This window comes from Thalassovita sp. (assembly GCF_963691685.1).
Classification (GTDB): domain Bacteria; phylum Pseudomonadota; class Alphaproteobacteria; order Rhodobacterales; family Rhodobacteraceae; genus Thalassobius.
On record NZ_OY829290.1, the window covers coordinates 3,357,342 to 3,370,755 of the forward strand.

The 13,414-nt window shown below is 62.4% G+C and carries 13 protein-coding genes; 8 read left to right on the forward strand and 5 right to left on the reverse strand.

Annotation, left to right across the window (positions count from 1 at the left end; genetic code table 11):
- The first annotated feature begins 65 nt into the window (after window positions 1–65).
- On the forward strand, window positions 66–1,556 hold the full coding sequence (gene glpK / locus ACORLH_RS16085; RefSeq protein WP_321829351.1) for a glycerol kinase GlpK: 1,491 nt from the start codon (window positions 66–68) through the stop codon (window positions 1,554–1,556).
- Entirely contained in the window at window positions 1,553–2,689 is a 1,137-nt protein-coding gene (locus ACORLH_RS16090) for an iron-containing alcohol dehydrogenase (protein WP_321829352.1), read from the forward strand. Before glpK ends, ACORLH_RS16090 begins: the two co-directional genes overlap by 4 nt.
- Before the next feature lie 3 nt (window positions 2,690–2,692).
- On the opposite strand, the gene ACORLH_RS16095 is transcribed toward ACORLH_RS16090, so the two are convergent.
- Window positions 2,693–3,469 carry a helix-turn-helix transcriptional regulator gene (locus ACORLH_RS16095; protein WP_321829353.1) on the reverse strand — a complete coding sequence of 259 codons (777 nt, stop codon included), beginning with the start codon at window positions 3,467–3,469 and terminating at the stop codon, window positions 2,693–2,695.
- Window positions 3,470–3,633: 164 nt separating this feature from the next.
- Here ACORLH_RS16095 and ACORLH_RS16100 point away from each other — a divergent pair, with 164 nt between their 5' ends.
- Complete coding sequence (locus ACORLH_RS16100; RefSeq protein ID WP_321829354.1) at window positions 3,634–4,326, forward strand: nitroreductase family protein; 693 nt, start codon at window positions 3,634–3,636, stop codon at window positions 4,324–4,326.
- A 63-nt stretch (window positions 4,327–4,389) separates the two neighbouring features.
- Here the strand turns inward: ACORLH_RS16100 and nagA are convergent, their stop codons facing one another.
- The 4 genes from nagA to ACORLH_RS16120 are packed head-to-tail and all read right to left on the reverse strand — an operon-like array spanning window position 4,390 to window position 8,213.
- Window positions 4,390–5,532, reverse strand: coding sequence for an N-acetylglucosamine-6-phosphate deacetylase (gene nagA / locus ACORLH_RS16105; protein ID WP_321829355.1), 1,143 nt, complete (start codon window positions 5,530–5,532; stop codon window positions 4,390–4,392).
- A complete protein-coding gene (locus tag ACORLH_RS16110) occupies window positions 5,529–6,554 on the reverse strand; it encodes an SIS domain-containing protein (RefSeq protein WP_321829356.1) in 1,026 nt (341 codons plus the stop codon). Before ACORLH_RS16110 ends, nagA begins: the two co-directional genes overlap by 4 nt.
- Before the next feature lie 25 nt (window positions 6,555–6,579).
- Window positions 6,580–7,335, reverse strand: coding sequence for a GntR family transcriptional regulator (locus tag ACORLH_RS16115; RefSeq protein ID WP_321829357.1), 756 nt, complete (start codon window positions 7,333–7,335; stop codon window positions 6,580–6,582).
- Entirely contained in the window at window positions 7,332–8,213 is an 882-nt protein-coding gene (locus ACORLH_RS16120) for a BadF/BadG/BcrA/BcrD ATPase family protein (RefSeq protein WP_321829358.1), read from the reverse strand. The genes ACORLH_RS16115 and ACORLH_RS16120 overlap by 4 nt, the downstream gene beginning before the upstream one ends.
- Before the next feature lie 168 nt (window positions 8,214–8,381).
- Here ACORLH_RS16120 and ACORLH_RS16125 point away from each other — a divergent pair, with 168 nt between their 5' ends.
- The 5 genes from ACORLH_RS16125 to ACORLH_RS16145 all read left to right on the forward strand — a co-directional run bounded on the left by ACORLH_RS16125 (window position 8,382) and on the right by ACORLH_RS16145 (window position 13,411).
- The gene (locus ACORLH_RS16125; RefSeq protein ID WP_321829359.1) at window positions 8,382–9,287 is read left to right on the forward strand and encodes an N-acetylmuramic acid 6-phosphate etherase; all 906 of its coding nucleotides are present in this window, start codon (window positions 8,382–8,384) and stop codon (window positions 9,285–9,287) included.
- A gap of 18 nt (window positions 9,288–9,305) precedes the next feature.
- Window positions 9,306–10,559 carry an ABC transporter substrate-binding protein gene (locus tag ACORLH_RS16130; protein ID WP_321829360.1) on the forward strand — a complete coding sequence of 418 codons (1,254 nt, stop codon included), beginning with the start codon at window positions 9,306–9,308 and terminating at the stop codon, window positions 10,557–10,559.
- Window positions 10,560–10,630: 71 nt separating this feature from the next.
- Complete coding sequence (locus ACORLH_RS16135) at window positions 10,631–11,545, forward strand: carbohydrate ABC transporter permease (RefSeq protein ID WP_058244798.1); 915 nt, start codon at window positions 10,631–10,633, stop codon at window positions 11,543–11,545.
- A 10-nt stretch (window positions 11,546–11,555) separates the two neighbouring features.
- Window positions 11,556–12,395: a carbohydrate ABC transporter permease gene (locus ACORLH_RS16140; protein ID WP_321829362.1), complete on the forward strand. Its 840-nt coding sequence runs from the start codon at window positions 11,556–11,558 to the stop codon at window positions 12,393–12,395.
- Window positions 12,392–13,411 (forward strand): Gfo/Idh/MocA family oxidoreductase, encoded by a 1,020-nt coding sequence (locus ACORLH_RS16145; protein ID WP_321829363.1) that lies wholly within the window; start codon window positions 12,392–12,394, stop codon window positions 13,409–13,411. The genes ACORLH_RS16140 and ACORLH_RS16145 overlap by 4 nt, the downstream gene beginning before the upstream one ends.
- Window positions 13,412–13,414 lie beyond the last annotated feature (3 nt).

A 13,414-nucleotide genomic window follows, 5' to 3' on the forward strand; every position in this document is an offset into this window, starting at 1 on the left:
AACGCAAAGAAATGAGAGTGCACAGCTACCGGCAGCCAGATGGATAGGCTGCCTTGGGGGGACATATGACATATGTATTGGCCATCGATCAGGGCACCACGTCGTCGCGGGCGATCCTGTTTGACAAAGATCTGAAGATCACCGCCTCGGCGCAGGAAGAATTCCCGCAGCATTTCCCCGCCTCGGGCTGGGTGGAACATGACCCGGCCGATCTGTGGTCCACCACCGCCGGCACCTGCCGCGCCGCCATCGAACGCGCGGGCCTGTCGCCCGAAGACATCACCGCCATCGGCATCACCAACCAGCGCGAAACCACCGTGGTCTGGGACAAAGCCACCGGCAAACCGATCCACAACGCCATTGTCTGGCAGGACCGGCGCACCGCCGATACCTGCGCCGCCCTGCGTGAGGCGGGCCATGAGGCGATGTTCACCGACCGCACCGGCCTGCTGCTGGACCCGTATTTCTCGGGCACGAAACTGGCCTGGCTGCTGGACAATGTGGAGGGCGCGCGGGCCCGCGCCGAGGCGGGTGAATTGCTGTTTGGCACTGTGGACAGCTTCCTGATCTGGAAACTGACCGGCGGCAAGGTGCATGCCACTGATGCCACCAATGCCGCGCGCACCCTGCTTTACGATATCCGCAAAGGCCGGTGGAGCCAGACGATCTGTGATCTGCTCAACATCCCGATGCAGATGCTGCCCGAGGTCAAGGATTGCGCCGCCGATTTCGGTGTCACCCGCGCCGATCTCTTTGGGCGCGAAATCCCGATCACCGGGGTGGCTGGCGATCAGCAGGCCGCCACGGTGGGTCAGGCCTGTTTCCAGCCCGGCATGTTGAAATCGACCTATGGCACCGGCTGCTTTGCCCTGCTGAACACCGGCGACACGCCGGTGCAGTCCAACAACCGCCTGCTGACCACCATCGCCTACCAGCTGGATGGCAAACCGACCTATGCGCTCGAAGGATCGATCTTTATCGCGGGCGCCGTGGTGCAATGGCTGCGCGATGGGCTGAAGATCATCCGCGAAGCCAAGGAAACCCAGCCTCTGGCCGAAAGTGCCGATCCGGCGCAGAACGTCATCATGGTGCCCGCCTTCACCGGCCTTGGCGCGCCCTATTGGAACGCCGAATGCCGCGGTGCGGTTTACGGGTTGACCCGCAACTCCGGCCCGGCGGAATTTGCCAAGGCGGCGCTGGAAAGCGTCGGCTACCAGACCCGCGATCTGCTGGAAGCGATGACTGCCGATTGGGCCGGTCATGAGGGCGGTGAACAGGTGCTGCGGGTGGATGGCGGCATGAGTGCTTCGGACTGGGCGATGCAGTTCCTGTCCGACATTCTTGGCGCCCCGGTGGACCGACCTGAGGTTCTGGAAACCACCGCCCTGGGTGCGGCCTGGCTGGCGGGCATGCAGGCGGGGATCTACCCTGACATGGCAGGCTTTGCAGACAGCTGGGCGCTGGAAAACCGCTTCACCCCGGATATGGCGGCTGAGGCGCGCGATGAACGCTACGCCGGCTGGCAACGCGCGGTTCAGGCAACCTTAAGCGTATGAGCCCCTTCGATTTCGCCAGCGCCGGACGGATCCGTTTCGGCCGCGGCGTGATCGCCGAGGCGCCCGAGGCCATCGCGGCCCTTGGGCGCCGCGTCTTTCTGGTGCAAGGGGCCAGCGCCCGCCACGGCGGCGCGCTGATCCCGGCGCTCAGCGCCCTTGGGGTGCAGGTGGCACCCTTCACCTGCGCCAAAGAACCCGATCTGCCCCTGTTGAACGCAGCCATTTCTGAGGCGCAGGCCGCAGGCGTGGATTGCGTGGTCGCCCTCGGCGGCGGGGCAGCGATTGATCTGGGCAAGGCGGTGGCCGCGCTCATCCCTGCCCCGGGCGGCGCGATGGACCATCTGGAGGTGGTGGGCAAGGGTCTGCCGCTGACCGCCGATCCCCTGCCCTTCGTCGCCATCCCAACCACCGCAGGCACCGGCGCCGAGGTGACCAAGAACGCGGTGATCACCGTGCCCGAACATGCCCGCAAAGTGTCCTTGCGCGATGCCCGGATGCTGGCCGATCTGGCGCTGGTGGACCCAGGCCTGACAGATAACACCCCCAAGGCGGTAACGCTGGCCTCGGGCCTTGATGCTGTGACGCAGGTGATCGAACCCTACCTCAGCGCCCGTGCCAACCCGCTGACCGACGCGCTGTGCCGCGCCGCCATTCCCCGCGGTCTGTCGGCCCTGCGGCAGTTGATGCAAGACGAAGACCCGGCGGCGCGGGACGATCTGGCCTTCACCAGCCTCTGCGGCGGTCTGGCGCTGGCCAACGCGGGCCTTGGCGCCGTGCACGGGCTGGCCGGTGTGATCGGAGGTGTTGCCCCCACCGCCCCACATGGCGCGATCTGCGGCGCGCTGTTGCCCCATGTGCTGAAGGCCAACCGCGAGGCCTGCGCGGGCCAGCCGGATCTACTGGACCGGTTTGATGAGGTGCAGGATTGGATCGACGGCAGCCTGACCGAACGCCGCAGCACGCTGGAACAATGGAGCGCGCAGCACGGCCTGCCGGGGCTGGCGGCCATGGGCGTATCGCCAGAAACCTTTGCCGCGATTGCCGATGCGGCAGCGGCCTCCTCCTCGATGAAGGCGAACCCGGTTGCCCTGCCCTCAGACGTGTTGGAACAGCTGCTGCACGCCGCCGCCTGATGGTCACATCCGCGCCAGCAATTCACGCATTGAGGTGACGTTCATCCGCTTGTAGGCCTTTTTGCGGTGGGTGATCACCGTCGTCTCAGCCACCCCCAAGATCGCAGCAATCTCCGCCGCGGTGCGCCCTTTGATGGTCATGGCCGCCACTTCGCGTTCACGTTTGGTCAGCGTCGGATGGTTCAGCGCAAGGCGTGCCTGCACGTCCTGATCGCCGGCCTCTGCCTCTTTCAGGGTAAAGCCAACATGACGCTCCGCCGCGGCCATGATCGTGGCCATTGTGGCGATCAACCCATCGCGGGCCGTGATCGGAAAGGTACCGAACTCGGTCGAGCTATAAAGACTGACCGCCAGGCCAAAGCCCGGCCGCCGCCGCACCATACTGACCCGGCTGGTGATCCCGGGCAGATCATAACAATCCCGCCGATAGGTGAAGGAGGTCAGATCTTCCGCCTCATGATGGCTGAAAAAATCACCCTCGCCTTCGGCCCCTAGCAGCAAAGCGGCATTGCGATCTTCGCCCCAATGACGCTGATAACCAACCGCCGCACGATCTGCGCGCAACTGGCCCAGATGGGATGCAGTGCCCATCAGCAGCGGCGCATCCCGGTCCCCTTCACAGTAGAGCGAGGTGAAATCGGCGCCGGTCATCTGCTTGGCAAACTGCATCGCGGCCTGAATAAACACCGGCTGACCTATTGCCTCAAGCAACGGGGTCACGGCCGACAGCGGCGCCGCCAGATCTGGCAGAGGGGCCTGCAAAGGGAAGTCTTCGCGCATGTTTATAGTCCTGTGCAGTGCTTGGGCCGCAGATGGGCCGCAGGGGGCTCGGATTGGGGCAGTGTGGCGTTTGGATCCAATCAGGTCTTCCTCATAGCTGAGGAATGCGGCCCCGACCAGTGCCACATACCCTGCGCCCTCAAAGACCCAGAGGAGAAGCCCGCATGTTCGCCCGCGACCACATTGAATACCAGCCCGTCAACCTGCCAGACCGTGCCGACATGACCGATGCCGAAATGCAGGCAGCAGCCCAAGCGTTTTATGAGCATATGAAACGCCGCCATACGGTGCGGGATTATTCGGACCGGGATGTCCCGCGTGAGGTGATTGAGGACTGTATCCGCACCGCTGGCACCGCGCCCTCCGGCGCCAACCACCAGCCCTGGCATTTCGTGGCCATCTCAAACCCCGAGATGAAGCGCCGCATTCGCGACGCCGCCGAAGAGGAAGAGCGCCGCTTTTATGACGGGGGTGCAGGCGATGAATGGCTGAAAGCGCTGGAACCGATTGGCACCAATGACCACAAGCCACATCTGGAAGAGGCCCCCTGGCTGATCGTGATCTTTGCCCAGCGTTGGGGCCAGTTTGACGACGGTACAAGGTTCAAAAACTACTACGTGCCGGAAAGCACCGGCATCGCCTCGGGTTTCCTGCTGGCAGCGCTGCATCACGCCGGGCTGGTCAGCCTGACCCACACACCCAATCCGATGCGTTTTCTGAACGGGATGCTGGGCCGTCCGGAATCGGAAAAGCCCATCATGATCGTGGCCGTGGGCCACCCGCGCGAAGATGCGCAGGTGCCCGCTGTGGCCAAGATGAAAAAGCCGCTGGAGGAAATCCTGACAGTGGCCGAATAAGCCGCTTAGACTCAGGACCCATTAATGTTCCAGCACCGGCGGAAAAATTAATGGGTCCTGAGCCTACACCGCAGCGCAGCCCGAAAGGTCGCTGCGGATGCGGATCAGCTCACTGGCTGCGCCAACCTCAAGCCGCCCGATCCCATTGCCCAGCCCCATCAGGGCTGCAGGGACCGAAGTTGCGGCGCGCAGGGCTGCGGCCAGTGGCACACCGACCTGATCACACATCACCTGCACCGCGGTGGTCAGATCCAGATCCGCCCCGGCCAGGGTGCCATCCTCAAGCGTCAAGCGCCCGTCGCGGCGGGCAATCCGGCGTCCCTCCAGGGTAAATTCAGCCTGATCGGTGCCTGCGGGCGCCATGCTGTCAGAGACCAGGAAAATCTCCCCCGGGCCCTGTTTGGCTGCCCAGGCGTTGCGGATGGTGGCCGGGTGCACATGCACCGCATCGGCGATCAACCCGGCTGAGGCCAAGCCGCTGTTCAGCAGCGCCCCCACCAGCCCCGGTTCGCGGTTGCCCATCTGGCTCATCGCGTTGAACAGATGGGTGACACAGCGCGCGCCGGCCTCAAAATAAGCCGTGCAGGTTGCGAAATCCGCATCCGTGTGGCCTAGCGAGACGACGGCCCCGGCCTCAACCAATGCGGCCACCTGATCCACCGTGACGTTTTCAGGCGCAACCGTCAGCATCAGCGCCGGCAGATCCCGCGCTGCGGCGGTCAGCATCAAAACATCGCTGTCTTCCATCGGTCGGATCAGGGCGGCGTCATGGGCGCCTTTGCGCGCCACAGACAGATGCGGCCCCTCCAGATGCAGGCCGGCAATGCCCGGCACACCTGCAGCGATTGCCTCTTTGGTGACCTCAATCGTGGCTTCGGTTTTGGCCAGCGTGTTGGTGATGAGCGTTGGCAGGATATGGGTTGCCCCTAGGCGGCGATGTGCCTGCCCCATCCGGCGCAGCGTGTCCAGTTCCAGCGCGTCGTTCAGCATCAGACCGTCACCGCCGTTCACCTGCAGATCGACATATCCGGGACTGAGGATATCACCGGCCAGATCCACCCGATCGCCGCGGCTATCCGCCCCAGTCTCAGCCTCAGCCTCTGGCCCCAGCGCCACGACGGTGCCATCCTGCACCGTCAAGGCTGCGCCGTCATGCAGGACCTCGCCGTCAAAGATCAGCCCGCCGTGATAGGTGGTGGTGCTCATACCGTTTCCGTCACTTTCTTGAGGTGGCGCGGCGCATCCGGGTTGATGCCCATCTTGGCCGCCACCTGTTCCACCATAGCATAGAATGACACCACCAGCGGGATCGGATCTGCCAGCCAGTGATCGGTGCGCACATGCTCCAGCGTGTTGGCGGCCTTTACCTTGTCAGAGGTCACAAACACCTTTGCCCCTTTGCCGGCGATGGTGTCCGCCACCTCAACCAGCGAAGGTTCCGCCGCATCTGCCGCGGCAAAGCCGATCACCGGGAACCCGGCATCAACAATCGACACCGGCCCATGCAACACCTCAGCAGAGGAGAAGCTTTCGGCGTGGATCTGACAGGTCTCTTTGAACTTCAGCGCCGCCTCATTGGAAATCGCCCAGCTTGGCCCGCGGCCCAGCGTGTAAAGCGAGCCGCCCGAAATCGTATCGACCACTGCCGACCAGTCACATTTGGTCGCCGCCTCCAGCTGCGCCGGAAGGGCTTTGATCGCCGCCAGCAATGCAGCGTCCTGCTTGATCTCCGCCAGCAGCCACAGCCCGGTCACCAGTGAGGTCACATAGGTTTTGGTGGCCGCCACCGACAGTTCGGGGCCTGCGTGAATGGGCAGCGTGGTTGAGGCGGCACCGGCCAGCGCGGATTGCGCATTGTTGGTGATCGCCACCGAATAGGCACCGGCATCGGTCAGCTGCTGGGTCAGCTGCACGATGTCCGGGCTGGCACCAGACTGCGAGACGGCGATGCACAGCGCATCCTGCGCCTTCAGCGGCGCCCCGTAGATTGAGGCCACAGAGGGCCCGACCGAGGCAATCGGCAGGCCAAGCATCAGTTCAGAGGCGTATTTCAGATAGGTGCAGGCATGATCCGAGGAGCCGCGCGCTACCGAAATCAGATAGCGGATGTCACCATCGCGCACGGCTTTGGCCGCACCGGTCACCGCCCCTGCCCCTTCGCTCAACAGGCGCTCAACCGCCTGTGGGATTTCTTCGATTTCACGGCGCATCTGGGTGGGGTGGGTCATGTCTGAACCTTATCAGTTAGATCAGTTAGGAGGAGTGACGCAGTTCCGCCACGAAGTCATAGGCGTCACCGCGGTAAAGCGATTGGGTAAACTCGGCCACGCGGCCGCTTTCCAGATAAGAGGTCCGCTGGATCGACAGGCCCGCGGTGCCTTCGGGCACGCCCAGCAGATCACATTCGGGTTTTTCCAAATTCACCGCCGAGATTTTCTGCACCGCCCGCACTGGCCGGTTGCCGTGCTGCTCCAGCAGCGCATAAAGCGATGTCGTCACATCCAGCGGGTTTGGCAGGATGTCCAGCGGCAGCGCTGCCTTTTCCAGCGCCATCGGGCGGCCACCCGCCTCACGCAGGCGATAAATCCGGGCCACCGATGCATCCGAGGCCAGGCCAAGCGCCACCACTTCTTCGGGCGAAGGCAGGAAGACACCACGCTCCAGCCATTTAGATGTGGTGTCGAGCCCACGCCGTTTCATATCGGCGGTGAAAGAGGTCAGGTGCGACAGCGATTGTTCCACCTTCGGCTCAGCCTCACGCACGAAGGAGCCAGAGCCCTGACGCTGAACAACAACGCCCTTTTTCACCAGTTCCTGAATGGCCTTGCGCACGGTCACCCGCGACAGGTCGGTCAGGTCGGCAATCTCACGTTCGGGCGGCAGCGAACTGTTGGGCTGCAACAGACCGGTGTTGATCGCCTCTTCCAGCCGGCGGCGCAGCTGCACATAGCGTGGTCCGCTGTCTTTACCCAACCACCCGTCAGGGCGCAGAAAATCCGCAACTGTCATGCCTGCAACTCCTCTGAAAACTGCCGTGCCAGGGCCAGCGCCCCCTCTAGTGGGGTGGCTTGTGGCGCACCAATGGCGGCTTGCAACGTCTCTGGAAGATAGGCGCCATAAAGCGGCCCGATACCGCCGGTGAGGCACAGCACCTGCCCCGGCTGCCAACCCAAAAGCGCCAGTGTGGTGGCGATGTGATCGGCTGCCGCCTGCATCAGACTGCGTCCCAGGTCATCCCCCGCCTCCGCCGCAGCGCTGACTTTCGGCGCCAAACGGCCAAACTCAACCGGTTTCGCCCCCGCCGCGAACGCAACAATTTCTGCGGGCCCGCCAAGGTCCGCCAGAATATCCGCGCTGAGGTCTGTTGCCGGGGCCAGCCCGTCAACAATGGCCAACACCCGGTTCAAGGCAAGACGCCCCAGCCAGGCAGCAGACGCCTCATCGCCCAAAACCAGCCCCCAGCCACCGGCAAAGCGCATATCGCCGCCAGCCTGCAGGGCAAAAAAAGATCCCGTGCCGCAATGGGCCACCGCGCCATCCTGCGCGCCCAGCGCACCACGTAAGGCAATGGGGCGATCATCCGCGATCCGCACATGTTTGAAAGGCAGTGCATTTTGCAGCCGCTCCGCCAAGGCCGGGCCAGTAATCCCGGCCAGCCCCAGATAGGCGGGCACGTCGCGCAGCGCCTCCTCTGACGCGCCGCTTTCCGCGGCAAGCGCCGTCAGACCCGCGCGGATCTGCGCCGCGGCACCTTCAAAATCTGAGGACACATTGGCCGAGCCCATCTCAACAGACCAGCGCCCAGCCGCACCTGCACACAGCACCAGACGGCACCGCGTGCCGCCGCCATCAACCGCCAGAATGGAATCATGTCTCAGCTCAACCATAGTGACACCTTTATAATACCCGCACTCCAATTTGAATACCTAACTAAGACCAAATACCGTAAATTTCGAAAATTTCACGCCAATTCAATCGATTTCAACGAAAGCGTCACAAAATGGTAGACTAATGGTATTGCATAGGTATGATTGCCGGAAAGGGGAGAGATTCGATTGACGACCAAAGCCACAGAACAGCTCCATAAGGACGCCATGGGCCTGGACCTGCTTCCGGTGGAAGCGATGGGTGAGGTGCTGGCGCTTGGTCAGATCGAAGCCGCAGGCGCCGTGCGCAGCGCCCTTCCCGCGATTTGCGACGGTGCCAAAGCCATGGCCGACAGCCTGCGCGGCAACGGACGGCTGTTCTACGTGGCCGCTGGCTCCTCAGGCCTGATGGCCGCCGCCGATGCGATGGAACTGGGCGGCACCTTCGGCATTCCAGAAAGCCGCATCTGCATACTGATGGCCGGGGGCATCCCCACAACGGCCTCCATGCCCGGCGACACCGAAGATGCCACCGACGGTCTGGCCACAGCGCTGGCAGATCTAAGCGACGCCGACACGGTCCTGACCCTTTCGGCCAGCGGCACCACCCCCTACCCGATGGAGGCTGCACGCCTGGCAGCCCAGGCCGGGGCCACGGTGATCGGGATTGCCAACAACCCCGACACGCCGCTACTGAACATGGCCGATCACGCCATTTTGCTGCCCACCCCGGCTGAGGTCATCTCAGGCTCCACCCGGATGGGCGCGGGCACCGCACAGAAAATCGCGCTGAACATGCTGTCAACGCTGATGGCGCGGCATCTGGGCCATATCCATGACGGGATGATGGTCAATATGCACGCCGACAACATCAAGCTGCACGGCCGCGCCCGCAGCATCGTCTGCACCATCACCGGCGCAGACGCAGACACCGCCAATGACGCCCTGCGTCAGACCGGCGGCGCGCTGAAACCCGCCATTCTCATTGCAGCCGGTGCTGAGGGCCCTGCCCAAGCTGCCGACCTGCTGTCCCGCAGCGAAGGGCATCTGCGCCCCGCGCTGCGCCATTTGGAAGCAAGACCCAAAGTCAAATAACCAACCGGGAGAACCACAATGAAAAAGACGATTTTTGGCGCCCTCTTGTCGGGCACCGCTTTGGCTGCATCCGGCGCACTGGCCGCCGATGTAACGCTGAACATCGAAAGCTGGCGTACCGATGACCTGACCCTGTGGCAGGACAAGATCATCCCCGCCTTTGAAGCCGCAAACCCCGGCATCAAGCTGAACTTCAACCCCACCGCCCCGGCAGAATACAACGCCGTGCTGAACTCCAAGCTGGAAGCAGGCTCGGCCGGTGACCTGATCACCTGCCGCCCGTTTGACGCCTCGCTGGCGCTTTATGATGCGGGCCACCTGGCCGATCTGGGCGACGTCGACGGCATGAGCAACTTCTCGGATGTTGCGAAATCCGCATGGCAGAGCGACGATGGCTCGGCCAGCTTCTGTGTGCCGATGGCCTCAGTGATCCACGGCTTCATCTACAACAAAGACGCCTTCGCCGAAGTTGGTGTAGAGGTTCCGACCACCGAAGCTGAGTTCTTTGCCGCGCTGGAAGCGTTCAAGGCAGATGGCAGCTACATCCCGATGGCCATGGGCACCAATGACCAGTGGGAAGCGGCCACAATGGGCTACAACAACATCGGTCCGAACTACTGGAAAGGTGAAGAAGGCCGTCGTGCGCTGATCGCCGGTGAGCAGAAGCTGACCGATGAGCAGTGGGTTGCCCCCTACGCCACCCTGGCCAAATGGGGTGCCTATCTGGGTGACGGCTACGAAGCTCAGACCTACCCTGACAGCCAGAACCTGTTCACCCTGGGCCGCGCCGCGATCTATCCGGCAGGCAGCTGGGAAATTGCCGGCTTCAACACCCAGGCTGACTTCGAAATGGGCGCCTTCAAGCCGCCGGTCATGAACGCTGGTGACACCTGCTACATCTCGGATCACACCGACATCGGCATCGGCATGAACGCCAAGAGCGCTAACCCCGAAGCGGCCAAAGCCTTCCTGAACTGGGTGGCCTCGCCTGAGTTCGCGGCGATCTTCGGCAACGCGCTGCCGGGCTTCTTCCCGCTGTCGAACACCCCGGTTGAGCTGAACGATCCGCTGGCCAAAGAGTTCGTGTCCTGGCGTGGTGAGTGTGAGTCGACCATCCGTTCGACCTACCAGATCCTGTCGCGTGGCACGCCGAACCTGGAAAACGACACCTGGGGCGCCTCGGTTGCTGCCATCAAAGGCACCGAAACCCCCGAAGCTCTGGGCGCAAAACTGCAGGCTGGCCTGGCCTCTTGGTACGCCCCGCAGCAATAAGCTGATCTGAAGTGACCCATTGATCCGGGCGGCGGCGCTGTCGCCCGGATCCCCCCAGCCGGAGATTTCCCATGCAAAAGCGCCGCTTTCCCTGGCACATCATTGTTTTCCTCGCCCCTGCCGTCCTCGTCTACACTGCGGTGATGATTTTCCCGCTGTTCAACACGCTGCGACTGGCGCTTTACAGCCGGGTGGATCAGGAACGCATCTATGTCGGTATGCAGAATTTTCAAACCCTGTTTCTGGACCCGATCTGGTCGGAACAGTTCTGGAACGCGCTTGGCAATAACTTCTGGTTCTTCATCATCCACATGCTGGTGCAGAACCCCATCGGGATCGTGTTGGCCGCGATATTGAGCCACCCGCGCCTGCGGTTTGCTGCGCTCTATCGCTCGGCCATCTTTATCCCGACCATTCTAAGCTTCGTGATCGTGGGCTTTGCCTGGAAGCTGATCCTGTCGCCGATCTGGGGCATTGCCCCCTCGATGCTGGATGCAGTTGGCCTGAAATCCCTCTTCGCCCCCTGGCTGGGCAAAGAAGAATACGCGCTGACCACGCTTGCGCTGATCTCGGTCTGGCAGTTTGTCGGTATCCCGATGATGCTGATCTACGCCGCGCTGCTGTCGATCCCCGAAGAGGTGCTGGAGGCAGGCGAAATTGACGGGATCACCGGCATGTCCGCCTTCCTGAAGATCAAGCTGCCGCTGATCCTGCCCTCGATCGGGATCATCTCAATCCTGACCTTTGTGGGTAATTTCAACGCCTTCGACCTGATCTACGCCTCACAGGGTGCGCTGGCGGGGCCGGATTTCTCCACCGATATCCTCGGCACGTTTATGTACCGGACGTTCTTTGGCTTCCAGCTGCAACTGGGGGACCCGCATATGGGCTCCGCCATTGCCTCGGCCATGTTCGTGATCATCCTGATCGGCGTCTGTATCTACCTCTTTGGCATCCAGACCCGGATGCGCCGCTACCAGATGTGAGGGCAGCGACATGAACAAGGCACGCTCCAACCGCTTTAACCTGTTCGCCATGCATGGTGCATTGATCATCTATATGCTGATCGCGCTGTTCCCGGTGTTCATCATCATCATCAACAGTTTCAAAACCCGCAAAGCGATCTTCCGCGAACCGCTGGCACTGCCGGATGCAGACAGCTTTTCGATGGTGGGTTATCAGACGGTGATGAAACAGGGGGATTTCTTCCTCTATTTCCAGAACAGTTTCATCGTCACCGTTGCCTCGCTGTTCTTTGTGCTGCTCTTTGGCGCCATGGCGGCCTTTGCTCTGTCGGAATACCGCTTCAAGGGCAACACGCTGATGGGTCTGTATCTGGCGCTGGGGATCATGATCCCGATCCGCATCGGCACCGTCGCGATCCTGGATATGATGGTGGCCAGCGGGCTGGTGAACACCCTCTGGGCGCTGATCCTGGTTTACACGGCGCAGGGCCTGCCGCTGGCGGTCTTCATCCTGAGCGAATTCATGCGCCAGGTCAGCGATGATCTGAAAAACGCGGGCCGTATTGATGGACTGAGTGAATACACCATCTTCTTCCGTCTGGTGCTGCCGCTGGTGCGCCCGGCCATGGCGACGGTGGCGGTGTTCAACATGATCCCGATCTGGAACGACCTGTGGTTCCCGCTGATCCTTGCCCCGGCCGAGGAAACCAAAACCCTGACGCTGGGCAGCCAGGTCTTCATCGGCCAGTTTGTGACCGACTGGAACGCGGTCCTCTCAGCCCTGTCGATGGCGATCCTGCCGGTGCTGGTGCTCTATGTCATCTTCTCCCGTCAGCTGATCCGCGGCATCACATCAGGAGCGGTAAAATGACCCGAGTTCTGATTGCAGGTCTGGGCAACATGGGCCTCTCCCATGCCCTGGCCCACCACAAACACCCCGAGGCCGAGATTGTTGGTCTGGTCAACCGCTCTGGCGTGGTCACCCACCCCGAGCTGGGCCAATACCCCGCCTTTTCGGACTTTGAGACCGCTCTGGCAGAAACCAAACCCGATCTGGCCGTGATCGCCACCTACTCCGACAGCCACGCAGATTATGCCTGCGCGGCGATGGAGGCCGGCGCGCATGTGTTCATCGAAAAACCACTGGCCACCACCGTGGCCGATGCCGAACGGGTTGTTGCCAAGGCCAAGGAGACCGGCCGCAAGCTGGTTGTTGGCAATATCCTGCGCCACCACCCGTCCTGGGTGCGGCTGATCAAGGAAGCGCGTGATCTGGGCGGGCCCTATGTCTTCCGGATGAACCTGAACCAGCAAAGCGCCGGCGCCGAGTGGGAAACTCATAAAAACCTGATGCAGACCACCAGCCCCATCGTGGACTGCGGCGTGCATTACGTGGATGTCATGTGCCAGATCACCGATGCCCAACCCGTCAAGGTCAACGGCATGGGCCTACGCCTGAGCGATGAAATCGCCGAGGACATGTATAATTACGGCCAGCTGCAAGTGACCTTCGATGACGGCTCGGTCGGCTGGTATGAGGCCGGCTGGGGCCCGATGATGTCAGAGACCGCGTTCTTCGTGAAAGACGTGGTCAGCCCGAACGGCTCTGTCTCGATTGTGGAGGGGGACAAATCCGACTCCTCCGATGTCGACAGCCACACCGCTGTGGGCAGCCTGCTGGTACATCGCACTGGCGGCGACCAGTTGATCGACCTCCCGGGGGAACCCGGCCATCAGGAACTGTGTGACAGTGAGCAGGCCCATATGCTGCGCGCCATCGCCGAAGACCTGGACCTCACCCGCCATATGAATGACGCCGTGCAATCGCTACGCATCTGCCTTGCCGCAGATGAAAGCATCCGCACCGGCCAGCCCGTGATCCTGTAAGGA